We start from the raw sequence: 19,459 nt of genomic DNA, 5'->3' as shown, positions 1-19,459 counted from the left end.
CCAAGGGTTGCGCGTCTCACGGAAAAATGAACTTGCGTTTCACAGAGTGAGACGGGAATATCGTTTCATGGACAACAGTAGCGGCGTGGGCGTTCTGGACAAGGCGGCCCTTGTCCTGAGCGCCCTCGAGTCCGGCCCGGCCACCCTCGCGGGGCTGGTCGCGGCCACCGGACTCGCACGACCCACGGCCCACCGACTGGCCGTGGCCCTGGAACACCACCGTATGGTGGCGCGCGACATGCAGGGCCGTTTCATCCTCGGCCCCCGCCTCGCGGAGCTCGCGGCGGCAGCCGGCGAGGACCGCCTTCTCGCGACCGCCGGCCCGGTGCTCACCCACCTCCGCGACGTGACGGGCGAGAGCGCGCAGCTCTACCGTCGCCAGGGCGACATGCGCATCTGCGTCGCCGCGGCGGAGCGCCTGTCCGGCCTTCGGGACACGGTCCCGGTCGGCTCCACACTCACGATGAAGGCCGGTTCCTCGGCCCAGATCCTCATGGCCTGGGAGGAACCGGAGCGGCTGCACCGCGGCCTGCAGGGCGCCCGCTTCACGGCGACGGCCCTGTCGGGCGTACGGCGCCGCGGCTGGGCCCAGTCCATCGGCGAGCGCGAGCCGGGCGTCGCGTCCGTCTCCGCGCCCGTGCGGGGCCCGTCCAACCGCGTGGTGGCCGCGGTGTCCGTCTCCGGCCCCATCGAGCGGCTGACGCGCCACCCGGGCCGGATGCACGCCCAGGCGGTCATCGACGCGGCGGCCCGCCTGTCGGAGGCCCTGCGCCGCACGGGCTGAGCGCATACCGACGGAAGACCCCGGACATCACCGGGGAGGGCCGGCCCCAACGCCGCGGCAGGCCCTCCCCGGCCCCCCGGAGCCCCCCGTCACCCGGTCTTCTCGCCGGCCCGGGCGGACCGGTACGCGTAGCGGTCCTTCGCGTACCGCCCCCGCTCCGCCAACGGCACCTGCCCATGCGCGGCGGCCAGCCCGAACGCCGGCATGTCCCCGTAGACCGCCTCGTACGACCCCTCCGGCACGACGTACGCCTCGTGCCAGATCCCCACGTGCCCGCGCACCCTGCCCTCCCGCTCCATGCGGTTGAGCCTGGCCCACGCCCGGTGGTGGAACGCGTCGGGCGCGCTCGCGTACGCGTACAGCTTCTCCTTGGACTCCCAGTACTGGACGACGTAGTACGTCCGCGGCGAGGCCGTCAGCAGGACCCGGCTGAGGAGCCCTCGGCCCGGATCCTTCTTCAGCTCGGCCAGCATCCGGAACATCGCCAGCATCACCGGCACCCACTGGTGCACGGCCCAGAAGTGGTTGACTCGCATGCCGATGAGCAGGACGACCACGTCACCCCGTGCGTCCGCGGTGGTACGGGTGGCTACAGACATGCTTGGATAGTGCCGCTGACCAAGGAAGGGCGCAAGACGTGCGACTGGCCGAACTGAGCGAGCGCAGCGGGATCCCCACGGCGACGATCAAGTACTACCTGCGCGAAGGCCTGTTGCCGCCCGGCCGCCAGATCAACGCGACGACCGCCGAGTACGACGAGGAGCACCTGCGCCGGCTGCGGCTGGTGCGGGCGATGATCCAGGTGGGGCGGATCCCGGTGGCGACGGTCCGCGAGGTCCTCGGACACGTCGACGACGACTCCCTCGGCCGTACGATCCGGCTCGGCGCGGCCCTGTGGGCGCTGCCCCAGGTCCCGGAGCCGGACGCGGAGGACGAGTACGTACGGGCCGCGCAAGCGGAGGCCGACGCACTGCTGCGGACGCTGGGCTGGGCCAACGCCCGCCTGCTGACCACCATCTCCCCCGCCTACCGTTCGCTGGTGGTGGCGGTCGCCGCGCTGCGCCGCCTCGGCTACGACTGGGACGCCGAACTGCTCGCGTCCTACGCCCGGTTGATGCACCGGGCCGCCGTCCTAGACCTGGACTTCGTGGAGTCGCGGGAGTCGGAGGCGGAGCGGATCGAGACCGCGGTGCTGGGGGCGATCCTCGTCGAGCCGATGCTGCAGGCGCTGCACCGGCTGGCGCAGGAGGAGGAGTCGGCGCGGCGGTACGGCTTCGAGTGACCCCGGACACGCGGAAGGCCCCCCGCCGAAGCGGAGGGCCTTCCGTGACGTACCCCCGACCGGATTCGAACCGGCGCTACCGCCTTGAGAGGGCGGCGTGCTAGGCCGCTACACAACGGGGGCGTGGACACTGCGTTTCCGCAGGTCCGAGCTGGTCTACCTGGACTCGAACCAAGACTAACTGAACCAGAATCAGTCGTGCTGCCAATTACACCATAGACCAATGTGGTTTAGACCAGTCAGTACCCCCGACCGGATTCGAACCGGCGCTACCGCCTTGAGAGGGCGGCGTGCTAGGCCGCTACACAACGGGGGCCCTAGCAGTCCCGAGGTGATCGGAACCAGTACCCCCGACCGGATTCGAACCGGCGCTACTGCCTTGAGAGGGCAGCGTGCTAGGCCGCTACACAACGGGGGCTTTGCAGATGAGCTCTGCGAGCTGGCCTACCTGGACTCGAACCAAGACTAACTGAACCAGAATCAGTCGTGCTGCCAATTACACCATAGGCCACTGGAACGCAAGCCCCGGAGGGGATCTTGTTCTAGTTCGCTCCTCCGGTTTCCGGCCTTTCGGCCCGCTCCCGGCGGCGCAGGAAGAACATTACCCGAAGGTGGACTGCGCTCCAAAACGGGTATCCGGGCCGAGGATCGCGGGCAGTTCGGCGAGGGTGGCGATCCGGTGCCGGCCGGCCGGGGTCTCGACGGCCGCCGTACCGCCGTAGCGATCGATCCACACCGAGAGCAGGCCCGCGTCGGCGGCGCCCCGCCCGTCGATCTCCGGGTGGTCGCCGACGTACGCCACTTGGTGCGGGGGCAGTCCCAGGGCGTCGCAGGCGGCGAGGAAGGCGGCGGCCTCCGGCTTGGAGACGCCCAGCTCGGCCGCGCACAGGATGGTCTCGAACCGGTCGTGCACCCCGAGGACGCGCAGCTTGTGGTCCTGGACGGTGAGGCTGGAGTTGGAGAGCACCGCGTGCCGGTGGCTGGCGGCGAGGGCGTCCAGGACGGGCAGGACGTCCGGGAACAGCGCCCAGGCGGCCTCGTAGTGCCTGATGTACCGCTGGAACCAGGCGTCGGCCTCCGCGTCGGTCAGCTCGGCCCCCAGGAACACCCGCACCCGGTCCCGCCGCTGCCCCTCGAAGGTGACCTCCCCCGCCGAGAACCGTGCCCACTGCCGATCGGTGACCTCCCGCCACCGGCCGAGGGCCTCCTCGGGGCTCCCGTACCCGGCCATCAGCCCCTCGGCCACGAGATGGGCCCGCATTCCCTCCCGGTCCGCGGTCGTGTAGTCGAAGAGGGTGTCGTCAACGTCCCAGACCACGGCGTGAATGCTCATGACCCGACGGTAACCCGGAGCCGGCCGGGCTGTCCGGGCCGACGGCGAAGGGGCGGCACCCGGTGGTCCGGGTACCGCCCCTCACGCACGCCCGCGTCAGGCCGCGAGCCTCGCCAGTGCCGCGTCGATGCGGGCCAGCGTCGTCTCCCTGCCCAGGACTTCCAGGGACTCGAAGAGGGGAAGGCCGATCGTGCGGCCGGTGACGGCGACGCGGACCGGCGCCTGGGCCTTGCCGAGCTTGAGGCCGTGGGCCTCACCGGCGGCCAGGACGGCCTCCTTCAGGGACTCCGCCGAGGTCCAGTCGGCGGACTCCAGCTTCTCGCGGGCCGTGCGCAGCAGGGCGTCGCTGCCCTCCTTCATCGCCTTCGTCCAGCTCGGCTCGTCGAAGACCGGCTCCGGGAGGAAGAGGAAGTCGACGTTGTCGGTGATCTCCGAGAGGACCTTGAGACGGGTCTGCGCGTGCGGGGCGATCGCCTGCCACTTCGTCTCGTCGAAGTCCTCCGGCGCCCAGGGGGCGAACGGGGCCCTCAGCCACGGGCGGCAGCGCTCCGTGAAGTCCTTGACCTCCAGCAGACGGATGTGGTCGGCGTTGATCGCCTCGCACTTCTTCAGGTCGAAGCGCGCCGGGTTGGGGTTGACGTCCGTGATGTCGAAGGCCGCGACCATCTCGTCCATGGTGAAGATGTCCTGGTCGGCGGAGAGCGACCAGCCAAGGAGGGAGAGGTAGTTGAGCAGGCCCTCGGGGAGGAAGCCGCGCTCGCGATAGAGGTTGAGCGAGGACTGGGGGTCCCGCTTCGACAGCTTCTTGTTGCCCTCGCCCATCACGTACGGCAGATGCCCGAAGGCGGGGATCCGCTGGGCGACGCCCAGCTCGATCAGCGCCTTGTACAGGGCGATCTGGCGGGGGGTGGAGGAGAGCAGGTCCTCGCCGCGCAGGATGTGCGTGATCTCCATGAGCGCGTCGTCGACCGGGTTCACGAGCGTGTAGAGGGGCGCCCCGTTGGCTCGTACGATCCCGTAGTCCGGCACGTTCTCCGGGGTGAACGTCAGCTCGCCGCGGACCAGGTCGGTGAAGGTGATCGTCTCGTCGGGCATCCGGAAGCGGACGATCGGGGTGCGGGCCTGGGCCCGGTACTCCTCGACCTGCGCCTCGGTCAGGTCGCGGCAGTGGCCGTCGTAGCCGGACGGCTTGCCGGCGGCGCGGGCGGCCTCGCGGCGGGTGTCCAGCTCCTCCTGGGAGCAGTAGCAGTGGTAGGCGTGGCCGGCGTCCAGGAGCTTCTGCGCGACGTCCCGGTAGAGGTCCATCCGCTGCGACTGGCGGTAGGGGGCGTGCGGGCCGCCGATCTCGGGGCCCTCGTCCCAGTCGAAGCCCAGCCAGCGCAGGGAGTCGAGCAGCTGGTTGTACGACTCCTCGGAGTCGCGGGCCGCGTCGGTGTCCTCGATGCGGAAGACCAGCGTGCCCTGGTGGTGCCTGGCGAACGCCCAGTTGAACAGGGCGGTGCGGACCAGGCCCACGTGGGGGTTACCGGTGGGGGAAGGACAGAAACGTACGCGGACGGGTGAGCCGGGTGCGCTAGCCACGCTTGACAACCTTGTTGGTGAGAGTGCCGATGCCTTCGATGGTGACGGCGACCTCGTCGCCGACAGCCAGGGGGCCGACCCCTGCCGGGGTGCCCGTGAGGATCACGTCGCCGGGGAGCAGCGTCATGGCCTCGGTGATGTTGACGATCAGATCCTCGATCGAGTGGATCATCTCGCTGGTGCGGCCGAGCTGGCGCTGCTGGCCGTCGACCGTGAGCTGGATCGTGAGGTCGGACGCGGTGGCGAGGTCCATGTCCGTCTCCACCCAGGGGCCGAGCGGGCAGGAGGTGTCGAAGCCCTTGGCCCGCGCCCACTGCTTCTCGCGCCGCTGGACGTCCCGTGCGGTGACGTCGTTGGCGCAGGTGTAGCCGAAGATCACGTCCGCCACGCGCTCCCGCGGGACCTCGCGGCACATCCGGCCGATGACGACGGCGAGCTCCGCCTCGTGGTGCAGTTCCTCGGAGAACGGGGGGTACTGGATGTCGTCGCCGGGGCCGATCACCGAGGTGGACGGCTTGAAGAAGGCGAACGGGGCGTCCGGCACCTCGTTGCCCAGTTCCCTGGCGTGCTCGGCGTAGTTGCGGCCGAAGGCCACGACCTTGTTGGGCAGCACGGGCGGAAGCAGCCGGACCTTGCTCAGCGGCACCTTCGTGCCGGAGAGCTCGTGTTCCGCGAACGGGATGCCCTTGATGATGTCGAGGACGAGCTCGTCCGGCTTGTCGCCCTCGACCGCGCCGAAGGCGACGTTGCCGTCGATGGAGAACCTGGCGATGCGCACGGGTTGGTTGGCCCCTTGACTGAGCTGGCTGGAGTGTGACGCTCCAGGCTAACGCGGAAGGGCGCCCCCGGCCGGGGACGCCCTTGACATCCGTGGGCGGGCGCCTTGAGCATTCGGCGGCCCGTACCCGTACTGCTCCGCGAGATCGGTGAAGATCTCGTGGATCCCCTCGGGGGATCTACTCCGCGACGGAGGCCGCGACCGGGGCCTCCATGAGGACGGTGCGCTTGGGATTGGCAGTCTGGGCGGGGAGGTCGAGGGCGTGCTCCGGCTCCGGGAGCTGCAGTTCGTCGGCGTCCTGGAGGTGCGCCAGCGTCGTGCGCCGCGGGTTGGCGATCTTGTGGAACATCGTCGTCGTCTTCACTGTTGTACGGGGCCCTGTCTGCTCGTGCTGCCGGCTTGTCGGATATGCCATCCCTGTAAAGCGTCAGGCTAAACACGCGATTCCCGGGGAAGGCGTGAAGGTCGCATGATCAGCATGTGAGTTTGCTCACGAATCGCCACCCAAAGCGGTCAATTCAGACTGGCGGCCGACTACCGCGAAAGGGACATTCGGCACCTGAAGCACTCATTCCGCTCCTGATCATGGCGACTGGGACACGCACCGCCCTTCGGTGCTTCGCACCCTTATGCCTGCTTTATGCGGGAACCTTTTCTACATCCCGTGACGCGCCCCTCACAAGCTGTCACGCATGTCACAGCCCGGCCAACACACCTTGTTGGAGATCCGGCACTGTGCTGGAATCTCACGGACCGCCGCTGGATCGAGCCGGCGCACCGGGGCGCATCAGCGCCGTAGTGGCGGCGGGAAGGGGGAGCCAGCGCCGGTCACTCACGACCATTCGAGGGACGTAATTCAGGGCGTCCCCCAACACGCCGACACCGTCCTTCCGTTCACCCGGAAGGGCGCCTGGTCCAGAGGTTGCGACGCTAGTGCAGGGACGTTTCAAGAGGGATGGCAGTGCTTCGGCGGAGCCGGAGCCGCACGGCGGGACTGCCCCCAGCAATGGCAGCTCCTCGCCCCAGCACGCCCAGAACCCGGGCCCGGCTGCGTCCGGCGACGGCGGTGAGCGCTCCGGGCGCCCCGGCGCGTCCGCGTCGCCGAGCTCCCTTCCCCCGACTCCGACGGTCAAGCCGCCGGCCGGTCCCCCCGGCCCCGGTCCCCGCGTGGCGCTGCGCAACTGGCGCATCTCCACGCGTCTGGTGGCGCTGCTGACCCTGCCGGTGGTCGCGGCCACCACGCTGGGCGCGCTGCGCATCAACGAGTCCATGGACGACATCCAGCAGCTCGACAACATGAAGCTGCTGACGGACATGACCAAGCAGGCCACCGAGCTCGCCGTCGCCCTCCAGGAGGAGCGCGACCGCTCGGCCGGACCGCTGGCGCACGGCACCAAGGCGACCGACTTCGGCATCAAGGGCTACCGGACCAAGGCGGACCGGGCCGTGACCGCCTTCCAGGACGCGTCCGAGGAGATCAACGACGCCACCCAGGACGGCAACCTCCAGGGTGTCCGCGACAGCCTCATCGGTCTGCTCGACGACCTCAACAACCTCCAGAAGATCCGCGAGACGGCGTACTCGGAGAAGGGCAACTCCTCCCAGACGGTCGATGCCTACCACCAGCTCATCACGAAGCTGCTCGACCTCTCGCAGGACATGGCCCAGGCCACCAGCAACCCGGAGATGATCCAGCGCACGCGTGCCCTGGCCGCCTTCTCCAACGCCAAGGAGTACGCCTCCATCCAGCGCGCCGTGCTCGCGGCGGCGCTGCCCGCGAACAACACCTCGTACGGCGAGCTCTCCAACAACGAGCGGCAGTACGGCGGCGCGGCGTTCGACAACGAGGACTCCGAGCTCGCGAGTTTCCGCAGCATCTACGGCGACGACGGCGCCGAGGAGCTGCTGAAGCCCATCGAGCAGGGCAACCCGGTGATCGAGGAGGCCGACACCTACGCCTCCCGTGCGTTCGCCTCCGCCTCCGGTCTGACGTCGCAGGACCAGCGGTCCTACCAGGACTGGATCGACGACTCGACCACCAAGATCCGGCAGATGAACAACATCGAGCACACGCTGCTCGAGGACATGGAGCAGAAGGCGCGTGAGCTGCGCGCCGAGTCGGAGCGCGAAGCGATCATCTCCGGTGCGCTCATCCTGCTGGTGCTCGGTGTGTCGCTGGTCGGCGCGTTCGTCGTCGCCCGGTCCATGATCCGCTCGCTGCGCCGGCTCCAGGAGACCGCCACCAAGGTCGCCCAGGACCGGCTGCCCGAGCTGGTCAAGCAGCTGTCCGAGGCCGACCCGCAGGACGTGGACACGTCCGTGGAGTCGGTCGGTGTGCACTCCCGGGACGAGATCGGCCAGGTGGCCGCGGCCTTCGACGACGTGCACCGCGAGGCGGTCCGCCTCGCCGCCGAGCAGGCCCTGCTGCGGGGCAACGTCAACGCGATGTTCACCAACCTCTCGCGCCGCTCCCAGGGTCTGATCCAGCGCCAGCTGTCGCTGATCTCCGAGCTGGAGTCCCGCGAGGCCGACCCGGACCAGCTGTCCTCGCTGTTCAAGCTCGACCACCTCGCGACGCGTATGCGCCGTAACGGTGAGAACCTCCTCGTCCTCGCCGGTGAGGAGCCGGGCCGTCGCTGGACCCGTCCGGTCCCGCTGGTCGACGTCCTGCGCGCCGCCGCCTCCGAGGTGGAGCAGTACGAGCGCATCGAGCTGGCCTCCGTGCCGACCACCGAAGTGGCCGGCCGGGTCGTCAACGACCTCGTGCACCTCCTCGCCGAGCTGCTCGAGAACGCCACCTCGTTCTCCTCGCCGCAGACCAAGGTCAAGGTCACCGGTCACGCCCTGCCCGACGGCCGGGTGCTGATCGAGATCCACGACACCGGTATCGGCCTCTCCCCCGAGGACCTGGCCGCGATCAACGAGCGGCTCGCCTCGCCGCCCACCGTGGACGTCTCGGTGTCCCGGCGCATGGGCCTCTTCGTGGTCGGTCGTCTGTCGCAGCGCCACGGCATCCGCATCCAGCTGCGCCCGTCCGACTCCGGTGGCACGACCGCGCTGGTCATGCTGCCCGTCGACGTCGCCCAGGGCGGCAAGAAGCCCCAGCCCAAGCCCGGTCAGGGCGGCGCCGCGGGTGGCCCCGCCGCCGCGCAGGCCGCCGCGGGCGCGGCTGCCGCGCGCCGCCAGGGCGGTCAGCAGGGCGGTTCCCTCGGTGCTCCCTCCGGTGGCGGCGCCCTCGGCGCGGGCACCGGCTCCGGTCCCGGCGGAGGCGGCAGGCTCGGCGCCGGCCAGGGTCCCCGGGCCGCGCTGCCCGGCCGTGACGGCGGTGGCCGTCCCGGCGGTCAGCCGCCACGCGGAACGCAGCCTCCCGCCTCGCCCCAGCAGGGCCGCCCGGCTCCGGCCGGTGCGGGCGCCGGCTTCGGCGGTCAGGCGCCCGGTGCTTCGCAGGGTCTGCAGAGCGCCGGTGCCAACGGCCAGAACCAGGACTTCTTCGGCGGCGGACGTTCTCCGCAGCGCAAGAACAACAACGAGCCGCGCGGCCGTCAGCCGCAGCTCCCGCCGCGCGGCGGCCCGCGCGCCGAGCTGCCCGGCGGCAACCCGCAGCCGCGTGTGACCAGCTGGGGCGACGAGAACGCCCAGCCGCCGGTGCCGCGCACCCCGCTGGACGCCCCGCGCGGCCACGAGGAGCCGGACGTCGCGCAGACCTCGCGCATGCCGCGCATCGACGACCGCCAGGGCCCCTCCACCACGGAGATGCCGGCGATCCCGCGCTTCGACGACCGCCAGGGTCCGGCCGACTTCAGTGCGACCGGTCTGCAGGGCACGGGCCAGTTCCCGGCCGTGGGCGGTCCCCAGGGCCGCGGCGGACGCCAGGACACGGGCCAGTTCCAGCGCCCGGGTACCAGTGCCCCGCAGGACAACGGCTTCTCCCGGTCCGACGTCTACGGCGCCCCGGGCGGGCAGAACGCCCCGGCGAACCCCAACCAGTTCGCTCCGCAGGCGTACGACAACAGCTCCACCGGCCAGTTCGCCGCGCCCGGCTACGACAACTCCTCCACCGGCCAGCACGCGCTGCCCGGCCGCCAGGACCTGTCGTCGACGGGACAGTTCGAGCGCCCCCAGAGCAACGGGACCAACGGCTACGGCACCCCGCAGCCGCAGGTTCCGCCGCGTCCGGCCCACCGTCCCGAGCCGGAGGCGCTGCCGCCGGCCCAGGGTCCGGGCGACGGACGTACCCCGCTGTACGACACGCTGGAGACCAACTGGTTCCACGGTTCGCAGGCGGGTGGTCAGGCTCCGGCACCGCAGGCTCCGCAGCAGCAGCCGCAGGCTCCGGCTGCCCCCCAGCGTCCCGCGGCCACCGGCGCCTCGGCTCCCTCGTGGCGTACCTCGCCGAACGACGAACTCGTCCGCCAGGCCGAGCGCGTCCGGCAGCCCGCCGCGGGCGGCGTCACCACGTCCGGCCTGCCGCGCCGGGTGCCGAGGGCGAACCTCGTCCCGGGCACGGCTCAGCAGCAACAGCACCAAACCGGTCCGCAGGTCTCGCGTGCGCCTGACGACGTGCGCGGACGGCTGACCAATCTTCGTCGGGGCATCGCGCAGGGTCGTCAGGCCGGCAACGGTCAGACCGGCAGTTTCCCGAGCCCCACTCACCCGCAGGAGCGTTAGTTGAGCCAGATGAGCCAGGCTGCACAGAACCTGAACTGGTTGATCACCAACTTCGTGGACAACACCCCTGGGGTGTCCCACACCGTCGTCGTGTCCGCCGACGGGCTCCTGCTCGCGATGTCCGAGGGCTTCCCGCGCGACCGTGCCGACCAGCTGGCGGCGGTCGCGTCGGGGCTCACCTCGCTCACGGCCGGTGCCTCCCGGATCTTCGAGGGCGGCAACGTGGCACAGACGGTCGTGGAGATGGAGAGAGGGTTCCTCTTCCTCATGTCCGTCTCGGACGGCTCTTCCCTGGCCGTGCTCGCGCACCCCGAGTGCGACATCGGCCTCGTCGGCTACGAGATGGCGCTGCTGGTCGACCGCGCGGGCGCGGTCCTCACCCCGGACCTGCGCGCCGAGCTCCAGGGCAGTCTGCTCCACTGACCCGCCCCGGTTCCACCCGCCTCACGAAATCACCGTCCGGCCGACACAATCCCCCCACCGGCCTCGACGGACGGCACGACTGACCGAGAATGCTGTCCCGCCCGGAGGATCCATGACCCCGCCCCCCGCCCATCATGATCCGTACGCGGAGCCGTACGGGGATGAGGGCGACCAGCCGCTGGTGCGTCCGTACGCGATGACCGGTGGCCGGACCCGGCCGCGCTATCAGCTCGCCATCGAGGCGCTGATCAGCACCACGGCCGACCCGGCAGCACTCATGGGGCTGCTCCCGGAGCACCAGCGCATCTGCCACCTGTGCCGCGAGGTGAAGTCTGTCGCCGAGGTCTCGGCGCTGCTGGCCATGCCGCTGGGTGTGGCGCGGATCCTGGTGGCGGACCTCGCCGAGGCCGGCCTGGTGGCCATCCACCAGCCGGGCGGCGACGAGAACAACGGCGGCGCTCCGGACGTGACGCTGCTCGAAAGGGTGCTCAGTGGACTTCGCAAGCTCTGACGGAGGCCGGGCCACCACATCCGCGAAGATCGTGGTGGCGGGTGGCTTCGGCGTGGGCAAGACCACGTTCGTGGGAGCGGTTTCCGAGATCAACCCGCTGCGCACGGAGGCCGTCATGACGTCCGCGAGCGCGGGCATCGACGACCTCACCCACACCGGGGACAAGACCACCACCACGGTGGCCATGGACTTCGGCCGTATCACTCTGGACCAGGACCTGATCCTGTACCTGTTCGGTACGCCGGGCCAGGACCGGTTCTGGTTCATGTGGGACGACCTGGTGCGCGGTGCGATCGGCGCGGTCGTGCTGGTGGACACCCGCCGGCTGGCCGACTGCTTCCCCGCGGTCGACTACTTCGAGAACAGCGGCCTGCCGTTCGTGGTCGCCCTCAACGGTTTCGACGGGCAGCAGCCCTACCAGCCCGAAGAGGTGCGCGAGGCGCTGCAGATCGGTCCGGACACCCCGATCATCACGACCGACGCGCGACACCGCTCGGACGCGAAGAGCGCGCTGATCACGCTGGTCGAGCACGCGCTCATGGCGCGACTGCGGTAACTTTCAAGTACACGGTCGCATAGGGCAGTTGTCGTAGACGCTTCGGAGCCGGCTGTGGCCTTTGACACGGCCGGCTCCGGTGTTCATAACGTTTCGGCAGAGGAATCGGGTGGTACCGCAACGCGTCGCGGTCGCTTGGTCTCGCTGTGCGCACGACGGCCCCGCCTTTTGGCGGGGCTCGCTCTTTTTGACCGTTTTATCTGGGGCTTACATCACTTCGAACCGGCACTTCTCCATGTTTGGAAGAGCGCAGGCCGTCGTGCTGGAATGCCTGAACTGCCCAATAGTCAATGACGTACTGATGGTCGATGGCTGACCGGGCTCTGAGTCACTGCGGCACGGAAGGTGCCGACCGCCGAGAGGTTGTTGGTCGAGTGAGGCGAAGCAAGAAAAGTCCCGAGCCTGCGGCCCGGGGCAACTTCACCCCGCCGCCGCGCGGAGCGGCGTCCGCCCCTGTGCCCGGCTCGGAGCCGTCGGCCGCGCCCGCGAAGAGCGGCGGCCGCCTCTCTCCGCGCAACTGGCGCGTGCCGACCCGGCTGAACGCGATCCTGCTCATACCCGTGCTGGTCGGCCTCGTCATGGGCGGCTTCCAGGTGAAGGGCTCGATCGACACCTGGCAGGAGGCCCGCGACGCGGAGAAGACCGCGAAGATCGTGGCCGCCGCCGGTGAGTACGCCGAGGCCCTCCTCAACGAGCGCGACCTCACCGCGGAGCCGTTGCTGGAGAACAAGAAGAACGACTCGGCGGTCAAGCAGGCCCGCGCCCTCACCGACGAGAAGGCCACCGCCTTCCACCAGGAGACCGTCGGGATGCCCGACAAGGAGGGCCTCAAGCGCCGTCTGAACCTGGTGGAACAGGCCGAGCCGACGCTGACGAAGATCCGCGCGGCCGCCTACACCAAGGCCATGGACCCGGTGAAGACCGAAGAGGGCTACGTCGCGGTCGAGCACCTGCTGATGGAGTTCTCCAACGAACTCGGCCTCGGCACCGGCAACATCACCGCCTACGGCCGTACGGTCTACGCCATCGCCCTGGCCAAGGGCGCCGAGTCCCTGCAGCGCGCGATCGGCATGCACCTGCTGGTCCGGCCCAGCCCCGACGAGACGGTCTACCGCCAGCAGCTCGTCGCCTTCACCTCGTACGCCTACCTGGAGCAGGTGGCGGTCCAGGAGTACGGCTCCGGTGGCACCACCCAGGACGCCGCCCGGCTCACCGAGGTCATGAAGGAGAAGCAGGCCGAGGGCGAGAAGCAGGTCGCCGACGCCAAGGCCAAGGCCGAGGCCGCGGGCAAGAACTTCACCCCGCCGCCCTCGATGACCGACATGATCAAGCTGATCGGCAGCGGCCAGACGCCCGCCCAGCTGTCCGCGCAGGGCGTCACCGCCAGCTCGTGGATGTCGGCCGCGACCCTGAAGTTCGAGGGCTACAGCCAGGTCGAGACCGAGCTCATCAACCGGGCGGTGGACGACGCCGGCCAGATCGCCTCCGACGCCCAGCGCGACGCGATCATCAACGCCTCGATCGTCATCATCGCCCTGCTCGCGGCGTTCATCATCGCCTCGCTCATGGCCCGCCAGATGAGCACCTCCATGCGCCAGCTGCGCAACGCCGCGTTCGGCATCGCCGAGCAGCGCCTGCCGATGCTGGTCGACCAGCTCTCGCGCACCGATCCCGGCCGCGTGGACACGCGTGTCCAGCCCATCCCGATCAACACCAGGGACGAGATCGGCGAAGTCGCCCGCGCCTTCGACCAGGTGCACCGCGAGGCCGTCCGGCTCGCCGCCGAGCAGGCCCTGCTCCGTGGCAACATCAACGCGATCTTCACCAACCTCTCGCGCCGCAACCAGTCGCTGATCGAGGGCCAGCTGACCCTGATCACCGACCTGGAGAACAACGAGGCCGACCCGGACCAGCTGGAGAACCTCTTCCGCCTGGACCACCTCGCGACCCGTATGCGCCGCAACGGCGAGAACCTCCTGGTCCTCGCCGGCGAGGAGCCCGGCCGCCGCTGGGACCAGCCGGTCCCGCTGGTCGACGTGCTGCGCGCCGCCTCCTCCGAGGTGGAGCAGTACGAGCGCATCGAGCTGTCGGGCGTCCCGGAGGCCGAGATCCACGGCCGCGCCGTGACCGACCTCGTGCACCTGCTCGCCGAGCTGCTGGAGAACGCCACCACGTTCTCCTCCCCGCAGACCAAGGTCCGCGTGACCGCGACCCGTCTTCCCGACGGCCGCGTGATGATCGAGATCCACGACAAGGGCATCGGCCTCACCGCCGAGGACTTCGCGGACATCAACCACAAGCTGGCCAACCCGCCGACCGTGGACGCCGCGATCTCCCAGCGCATGGGCCTCTTCGTGGTCGGCCGGCTGTCCGACCGGCACGGCATCCGGGTCCAGCTGCGCCCCTCGGGCGAGCAGGCGGGCACCACCTCGCTGGTCATGCTCCCGGACGCCATCACCCACGGTGGCGGCGGCGAGCAGCCGGAGCGCGACGAGTTCACCGTCTCGCAGATCATCCCGGAGCAGCAGCTGCCGGGCGAGGACTTCAGCAACGGCCTGCCGATGCGCACCGCCGCGGAGCTCGGCTTCGACGACAGCCGCTACGAGGTCCCCGACGACCTGCGCGACCTCGACCCCGTGGGCCGTTCCCTGATGCGCGAGGAGCGCAAGGCGGCCCTGGAGTCCCAGTCCGGCCAGCCGCAGGAGACGCAGGAGGTGCCCTCCTTCGGCGAGGGCTTCGACGGCACCCCGCGCCAGCAGCCCGCGTACGACAACGGCTTCGACGCCGCCCCGACGGGCTACGACAGCGGCCGGACGGCCTTCGTGGAGCAGCCCGGGGCGTTCGACGGCCAGAACGGCCGTTCGGCGTACCAGGAGCCGCAGCAGGCGTCGTACGAGGAGCGGCAGGCGTCGTACGAGGAGCGGCAGGCGTCGTACGAGGAGCAGCAGCGCCAGGCGTACGACGACCAGTACTTCGCTCAGAACGACGGTCTGCCGCAGGGCGAGTCCTTCTCGCACAACGGCGGCATGCCGCAGCACGACGGTTTCCAGGCCAACGGCGGCTACCCGGACCCCGCGTATGCGGAGCCGGCCCAGGAGGAGCGCCCGTCCGCGCACGCGTCCGCGGCGGACGGTTACCAGGCGTACGAGGAGAAGTCCTACCAGGACGACTGGCCGCAGCAGTCCGGTTACCAGAACGGCTACCCGGACCAGTACGCTCCGGAAGCGGAATCCGCGCAGGCTGCTGACGCGAGTGAGCAGGACCGCGTAGGCTTCGACCGTCCGGGACCGGCCCCCTCCGCCGCCCACGAGCTGACCGACGCCGGGCTTCCCCGCCGCGGATCCACCGCGGCGAACGGTTCGAACGGCGCCGTACGGCCCGGGAACGCGGAAGCGCCGGCCCCCACTTCGGAGAGCAACGGCGACAGCGCCTGGCGTTCGGCGAACGACGCGCGCTGGCAGCAGGCCTCGCAGCTCCGGAAGCCCAAGGCAGGCGGGGTCACCTCGTCCGGTCTGCCGCGGCGGGTACCCAAGGCCAACCTGGTCGAGGGCACCGCCGAGAGCACCCCTCAGGGAGGCCCACAGGTCTCCCGCGCTCCGGAGGACGTCCGAGGCAGGTTGAGCAACCTGCGCCGGGGCGTCCAGCGCGGACGCAACGCAGGCAGTGAAACGAACGGCCAGGGCTTCGGTCCTGACAGCACCTACAACCAGGAGCGTTAGTGTGAGCCCGATGAGCCAGGCGGCACAGAACCTGAACTGGTTGATCACCAACTTCGTGGACAACACCCCGGGGGTGTCCCACACGGTGGTGGTCTCCGCCGACGGACTCCTTCTGGCGATGTCCGAAGGCTTCCCCCGCGACCGCGCCGACCAGCTCGCGGCCGTCGCCTCCGGTCTGACGTCACTGACGGCAGGCGCCTCCCGGATCTTCGAGGGAGGCAGTGTGAACCAGACGGTTGTGGAGATGGAGCGGGGATTCCTGTTCATCATGTCCATTTCCGACGGTTCCTCGCTCGCGGTTCTCGCGCACCCCGAGGCGGACATCGGCCTCATTGGGTACGAGATGGCCCTTCTGGTGGACCGTGCCGGCACGGTTCTGACGCCCGACCTTCGTGCAGAGCTCCAAGGGAGCCTTCTCAACTAACAGTCGGACGGTGCGTTTTGGCGTCCCGAGGCCGTAGGGTTTCGGGACGCGGCTCCACAGTGATGGGTGCCCGGCACAGTCGGAGGAGGAGAGAAAGTGGCAACACCCCCAGGCGGTTCCAATACGGGTAACTGGTCGTACGGCCCTGCCCAGGGCCCGAACGACGGTTCCCAGAACCCGAACCGTTACAACTTCCCCTCCACCCCGAGCCAGCAGCGGCCGTACTCGCCCCAGGGGCCGCAGGGCCCCGGGCCGTCTCCGTACGACCAGCCGCCGGCCCCGCGCATCCAGCCCGTGCAGCCGCATCGCCGCACCCCCGAGCCGGCGCCCGCCGGGGCGTCGAACAACCCCCTGGTGCGTCCGTACGCCATGACCGGCGGCCGGACCCGCCCGCGCTACCAGCTCGCCATCGAGGCGCTGGTGCACACCACTGCGCAGCCGCACCAGATGCAGGGCCAGCTGCCCGAGCATCAGCGGATCTGCAACCTCTGCCGTGAGATCAAGTCGGTGGCCGAGATCTCGGCCCTCCTGACGATCCCTCTCGGCGTGGCCAGGATCCTCGTCGCCGACTTGGCGGAGGCGGGACTGGTCGCCATCCATCAGCCCGGCGGCGACGAGAACGCCGGCGGCCAGCCAGACGTGACACTGCTCGAAAGGGTGCTCAGTGGACTTCGCAAGCTCTAGCGGCGGTCCTTCCCGCTCCACCACCTCGGCGAAGATCGTGGTGGCGGGTGGCTTCGGCGTGGGCAAGACCACGTTCGTCGGGGCCGTCTCGGAGATCAACCCGCTGCGTACCGAGGCCGTCATGACATCTGCTTCGGCAGGTATCGACGACCTCACCCACACCGGAGACAAGACGACCACCACGGTCGCCATGGACTTCGGCCGTATCACCCTGGACCAGGACCTGATCCTGTACCTCTTCGGTACGCCCGGCCAGGACCGCTTCTGGTTCATGTGGGACGACCTGGTGCGCGGCGCGATCGGCGCCATCGTCCTCGTGGACACCCGCCGCCTGGCCGACTGCTTCCCCGCGGTCGACTACTTCGAGAACAGCGGCCTGCCGTTCGTGATCGCCCTCAACGGCTTCGACGGCAACCAGCCGTACAACCCGGACGAGGTGCGCGAGGCCCTGCAGATCGGCCCCGACACCCCGATCATCACGACGGACGCGCGCCATCGCGCCGACGCCAAGTCGGCGCTGATCACGCTCGTGGAGCACGCCCTGATGGCTCGCCTGCGGTAGTGGACGTGCGGCCACCGGGCTGCCCGGGACGGTCGTGGGCCGTCCCGGGCAGTCCGTGGTCCGCACGGGCGTCCTGGCGCCCCTGAGGCGTGAAGAAGGGCCCCTCTCAAGGAGAGGGGCCCTTCTTGTCGTTGCGGGCTCAGCGCCAGCTGTGCGGGGCGCGGAAGCCGCCCTCGCGCTCCAGGCGGCGCCAGCCGGCCTTGCGGTGCGGACGGTGGGCCTGGACGGGCTCGGAGGTGCGGGCCGCTGCGCGGGCCAGGAGGATCGCCGTGATGGCGGCGACTTCCTCGGGCTCGGCATGGCCCTTCTCGACGCGGATGTCGGGAGTGTTCATGGGTGTCAGTCTCCGTGAGAGAGGTTTCCGCTGGGGTGTCGCGGAAAGTCCGCCGGGTTACTGCGGGGGGTTGCCGTGCTTGCGCGAGGGCAGGTCGGCGTGCTTCGACTGCAGCATCGCCAGCGAGCGGATGAGCACCTCGCGGGTCTCGGCCGGGTCGATGACGTCGTCGACCAGACCGCGCTCGGCCGCGTAGTACGGGTGCATCAGCTCGGACTTGTACTCCTTGACCATGCGGGCCCGCATGGCCTCGGAGTCCTCGGCCTGGGCGATCTGGCGCCGGAAGATGACGTTGGCGGCACCTTCCGCACCCATCACGGCGATCTCGTTCGTCGGCCAGGCGTAGGTGAGGTCGGCACCGATGGACTGGCTGTCCATGACGATGTAGGCACCTCCGTACGCCTTGCGCAGGATCAGCGAGATCCGCGGCACGGTCGCGTTGCAGTAGGCGTACAGCAGCTTCGCGCCGTGGCGGATGATCCCACCGTGCTCCTGGTCCACGCCGGGGAGAAAGCCGGGTACGTCCAGAAGAGTGAGGATGGGGATGTTGAAGGCATCGCACATCTGCACGAAACGCGCGGCCTTCTCGCTGGCCTCGATGTCCAGGACGCCCGCCAGCGTCTGCGGCTGGTTGGCGATGATGCCGACGACCTGGCCGTCCAGACGGGCCAGCGCGCAGATGATGTTGCGCGCCCAGCGCTCGTGGACCTCCAGGTACTCGCCGTCGTCGACGATCTCCTCGATGACCCGGGTCATGTCGTACGGCCGGTTGCCGTCCGCCGGGACCAGGTCGAGCAGGACGTCGCCGCGCCGGTCGGCCGGGTCGGAGCACTCGACGCGCGGGGGGTTCTCGCGGTTGTTCTGCGGGAGCAGCGACAGGAGGTAGCGCACCTCCGCGATGCAGGTCTCCTCGTCGTCGTACGCGAAGTGGCAGACGCCGGAGGTCTCGGCGTGCACGTCCGCGCCGCCGAGGCCGTTCTGGGTGATCTCCTCACCGGTGACCGCCTTGACGACGTCCGGGCCGGTGATGAACATCTGCGAGGTCTCGCGGACCATGAACACGAAGTCCGTGAGGGCGGGGCTGTAGGCCGCGCCGCCCGCGCAGGGGCCGAGCATCACCGAGATCTGCGGGATGACCCCGGAGGCCTTGGTGTTGCGCTGGAAGATGCCGCCGTAGCCGGCGAGCGCGGAGACGCCCTCCTGGATACGGGCACCGGCGCCGTCGTTGAGGGAGACCAGCGGGGCCCCGGCCGCGATGGCCATGTCCATGATCTTGTGGATCTTCGTGGCGTGGGCCTCGCCCAGGGCGCCGCCGAAGATGCGGAAGTCGTGGGCGTAGACGAAGACCGTGCGGCCCTCCACCGTGCCCCAGCCGGTGATGACACCGTCGGTGTACGGCTTCTTGGCCTCCAGGCCGAAGCCGGTCGCCCGGTGCCGGCGCAGCTGCTCGACCTCCTGGAAGGACCCCGGGTCCAGGAGCAGCTCGATGCGCTCCCGCGCGGTCAGCTTGCCCTTGGCGTGCTGCGCCTCGGTCGCCTTCTCGCTCGGACCGGCCAGCGCCTGCGCACGGATCTCGTGCAGCTCGGCCACGCGCCCGCGCGCGTCCGTGGGCTCCGAGGGTTCCGAGGGCTCCGCGGTGGGCTCACCCGTCGTCTCTTCCAAAACGGTCATGTAGTGACCTTACGAAGCCCGCCAAGGAAAGGGAGACGTCGACTCCGTACAGTCTCCGGCGCGTTTTCCTGGTACCACCGAACAGAAGCAGGGGGGCATGCAGCCGTTCTGACTGCTCAGGAGGTGTGTGGCTTGTAGGGGTCACACAA

17 protein-coding genes and 5 tRNA genes are annotated in these 19,459 nt (G+C 70.0%); 10 read left to right on the top strand and 12 right to left on the bottom strand.

Annotated elements, in window-relative coordinates; genetic code table 11:
• Window positions 1-67 precede the first annotated feature (67 nt).
• The gene (ndgR, locus tag ACFY30_RS25985; RefSeq protein ID WP_015036427.1) at window positions 68-784 is read left to right on the top strand and encodes an IclR family transcriptional regulator NdgR; all 717 of its coding nucleotides are present in this window, start codon (window positions 68-70) and stop codon (window positions 782-784) included.
• Between the two features lie 89 nt (window positions 785-873).
• Here the strand turns inward: ndgR and ACFY30_RS25980 are convergent, their stop codons facing one another.
• Window positions 874-1,383, bottom strand: a complete 510-nt coding sequence (locus ACFY30_RS25980; protein ID WP_390847534.1) for a DUF4188 domain-containing protein — start codon at window positions 1,381-1,383, stop codon at window positions 874-876.
• A 38-nt stretch (window positions 1,384-1,421) separates the two neighbouring features.
• Here ACFY30_RS25980 and ACFY30_RS25975 point away from each other — a divergent pair, with 38 nt between their 5' ends.
• Window positions 1,422-2,066 carry a MerR family transcriptional regulator gene (locus ACFY30_RS25975; protein WP_390847533.1) on the top strand — a complete coding sequence of 215 codons (645 nt, stop codon included), beginning with the start codon at window positions 1,422-1,424 and terminating at the stop codon, window positions 2,064-2,066.
• A gap of 50 nt (window positions 2,067-2,116) precedes the next feature.
• On the opposite strand, the gene ACFY30_RS25970 is transcribed toward ACFY30_RS25975, so the two are convergent.
• The 9 genes from ACFY30_RS25970 to ACFY30_RS25930 all read right to left on the bottom strand — a co-directional run bounded on the left by ACFY30_RS25970 (window position 2,117) and on the right by ACFY30_RS25930 (window position 6,122).
• Window positions 2,117-2,189: transfer RNA gene (locus ACFY30_RS25970), tRNA-Glu, on the bottom strand.
• 28 nt (window positions 2,190-2,217) lie between these two features.
• A tRNA-Gln gene (locus tag ACFY30_RS25965) sits at window positions 2,218-2,289 on the bottom strand.
• 20 nt (window positions 2,290-2,309) lie between these two features.
• A tRNA-Glu gene (locus ACFY30_RS25960) sits at window positions 2,310-2,382 on the bottom strand.
• 29 nt (window positions 2,383-2,411) lie between these two features.
• Window positions 2,412-2,484, bottom strand: a tRNA-Glu gene (locus tag ACFY30_RS25955).
• Between the two features lie 21 nt (window positions 2,485-2,505).
• Window positions 2,506-2,577: transfer RNA gene (locus tag ACFY30_RS25950), tRNA-Gln, on the bottom strand.
• A 90-nt stretch (window positions 2,578-2,667) separates the two neighbouring features.
• Window positions 2,668-3,399: an HAD family hydrolase gene (locus ACFY30_RS25945; protein WP_390661349.1), complete on the bottom strand. Its 732-nt coding sequence runs from the start codon at window positions 3,397-3,399 to the stop codon at window positions 2,668-2,670.
• 96 nt (window positions 3,400-3,495) lie between these two features.
• Window positions 3,496-4,980: a glutamate--tRNA ligase gene (gene gltX, locus ACFY30_RS25940; RefSeq protein ID WP_390847532.1), complete on the bottom strand. Its 1,485-nt coding sequence runs from the start codon at window positions 4,978-4,980 to the stop codon at window positions 3,496-3,498.
• Window positions 4,973-5,758, bottom strand: a complete 786-nt coding sequence (locus tag ACFY30_RS25935; protein WP_390847531.1) for a fumarylacetoacetate hydrolase family protein — start codon at window positions 5,756-5,758, stop codon at window positions 4,973-4,975. Before ACFY30_RS25935 ends, gltX begins: the two co-directional genes overlap by 8 nt.
• A gap of 178 nt (window positions 5,759-5,936) precedes the next feature.
• Window positions 5,937-6,122 carry a hypothetical protein gene (locus ACFY30_RS25930; protein WP_390847641.1) on the bottom strand — a complete coding sequence of 62 codons (186 nt, stop codon included), beginning with the start codon at window positions 6,120-6,122 and terminating at the stop codon, window positions 5,937-5,939.
• A 569-nt stretch (window positions 6,123-6,691) separates the two neighbouring features.
• On the opposite strand from ACFY30_RS25930, the gene ACFY30_RS25925 reads away from it, so the two are divergent.
• The 8 genes from ACFY30_RS25925 to ACFY30_RS25890 all read left to right on the top strand — a co-directional run bounded on the left by ACFY30_RS25925 (window position 6,692) and on the right by ACFY30_RS25890 (window position 17,305).
• Window positions 6,692-10,426: a nitrate- and nitrite sensing domain-containing protein gene (locus ACFY30_RS25925; RefSeq protein WP_390847530.1), complete on the top strand. Its 3,735-nt coding sequence runs from the start codon at window positions 6,692-6,694 to the stop codon at window positions 10,424-10,426.
• A 9-nt stretch (window positions 10,427-10,435) separates the two neighbouring features.
• Window positions 10,436-10,849 carry a roadblock/LC7 domain-containing protein gene (locus ACFY30_RS25920; RefSeq protein ID WP_003973453.1) on the top strand — a complete coding sequence of 138 codons (414 nt, stop codon included), beginning with the start codon at window positions 10,436-10,438 and terminating at the stop codon, window positions 10,847-10,849.
• A 112-nt stretch (window positions 10,850-10,961) separates the two neighbouring features.
• Complete coding sequence (locus ACFY30_RS25915; RefSeq protein WP_055633953.1) at window positions 10,962-11,360, top strand: DUF742 domain-containing protein; 399 nt, start codon at window positions 10,962-10,964, stop codon at window positions 11,358-11,360.
• Window positions 11,341-11,916, top strand: coding sequence for an ATP/GTP-binding protein (locus tag ACFY30_RS25910; RefSeq protein ID WP_030793795.1), 576 nt, complete (start codon window positions 11,341-11,343; stop codon window positions 11,914-11,916). Before ACFY30_RS25915 ends, ACFY30_RS25910 begins: the two co-directional genes overlap by 20 nt.
• A 374-nt stretch (window positions 11,917-12,290) precedes the next feature.
• Window positions 12,291-15,635 carry a nitrate- and nitrite sensing domain-containing protein gene (locus ACFY30_RS25905; RefSeq protein ID WP_390847529.1) on the top strand — a complete coding sequence of 1,115 codons (3,345 nt, stop codon included), beginning with the start codon at window positions 12,291-12,293 and terminating at the stop codon, window positions 15,633-15,635.
• Between the two features lie 10 nt (window positions 15,636-15,645).
• Window positions 15,646-16,059, top strand: coding sequence for a roadblock/LC7 domain-containing protein (locus ACFY30_RS25900; RefSeq protein ID WP_004983065.1), 414 nt, complete (start codon window positions 15,646-15,648; stop codon window positions 16,057-16,059).
• Between the two features lie 96 nt (window positions 16,060-16,155).
• Window positions 16,156-16,743 carry a DUF742 domain-containing protein gene (locus tag ACFY30_RS25895; protein WP_390847528.1) on the top strand — a complete coding sequence of 196 codons (588 nt, stop codon included), beginning with the start codon at window positions 16,156-16,158 and terminating at the stop codon, window positions 16,741-16,743.
• Window positions 16,724-17,305, top strand: a complete 582-nt coding sequence (locus ACFY30_RS25890; protein WP_026248371.1) for an ATP/GTP-binding protein — start codon at window positions 16,724-16,726, stop codon at window positions 17,303-17,305. Before ACFY30_RS25895 ends, ACFY30_RS25890 begins: the two co-directional genes overlap by 20 nt.
• A gap of 139 nt (window positions 17,306-17,444) precedes the next feature.
• Here ACFY30_RS25890 and ACFY30_RS25885 read toward each other — a convergent pair whose 3' ends face one another.
• Both ACFY30_RS25885 and ACFY30_RS25880 read right to left on the bottom strand, forming a co-directional pair.
• Window positions 17,445-17,639 carry an acyl-CoA carboxylase subunit epsilon gene (locus ACFY30_RS25885; protein WP_390847527.1) on the bottom strand — a complete coding sequence of 65 codons (195 nt, stop codon included), beginning with the start codon at window positions 17,637-17,639 and terminating at the stop codon, window positions 17,445-17,447.
• Window positions 17,640-17,696: 57 nt separating this feature from the next.
• Window positions 17,697-19,310: an acyl-CoA carboxylase subunit beta gene (locus tag ACFY30_RS25880; protein ID WP_390847526.1), complete on the bottom strand. Its 1,614-nt coding sequence runs from the start codon at window positions 19,308-19,310 to the stop codon at window positions 17,697-17,699.
• Window positions 19,311-19,459 lie beyond the last annotated feature (149 nt).

It is taken from the genome of Streptomyces sp. NPDC000345 (assembly GCF_042898825.1).
Taxonomy (GTDB): Bacteria; Actinomycetota; Actinomycetes; order Streptomycetales; family Streptomycetaceae; genus Streptomyces.
The sequence above is the reverse complement of the archived record's forward strand: the minus strand, read 5'-3'. Positions and strand labels throughout refer to the sequence as shown.

Excerpts from the sequence above, each read along its gene's own strand:
- ndgR (WP_015036427.1), top strand. The coding sequence starts at position 68 with ATGGACAACAGTAGCGGCGTGGGCGTTCTGGACAAGGCGGCCCTTGTC.
- ACFY30_RS25980 (WP_390847534.1), bottom strand. The coding sequence starts at position 1,383 with ATGTCTGTAGCCACCCGTACCACCGCGGACGCACGGGGTGACGTGGTC.
- ACFY30_RS25945 (WP_390661349.1), bottom strand. The coding sequence starts at position 3,399 with ATGAGCATTCACGCCGTGGTCTGGGACGTTGACGACACCCTCTTCGAC.
- ACFY30_RS25920 (WP_003973453.1), top strand. The coding sequence starts at position 10,436 with ATGAGCCAGGCTGCACAGAACCTGAACTGGTTGATCACCAACTTCGTG.
- ACFY30_RS25915 (WP_055633953.1), top strand. The coding sequence starts at position 10,962 with ATGACCCCGCCCCCCGCCCATCATGATCCGTACGCGGAGCCGTACGGG.
- ACFY30_RS25900 (WP_004983065.1), top strand. The coding sequence starts at position 15,646 with ATGAGCCAGGCGGCACAGAACCTGAACTGGTTGATCACCAACTTCGTG.
- ACFY30_RS25885 (WP_390847527.1), bottom strand. The coding sequence starts at position 17,639 with ATGAACACTCCCGACATCCGCGTCGAGAAGGGCCATGCCGAGCCCGAG.
- ACFY30_RS25880 (WP_390847526.1), bottom strand. The coding sequence starts at position 19,310 with ATGACCGTTTTGGAAGAGACGACGGGTGAGCCCACCGCGGAGCCCTCG.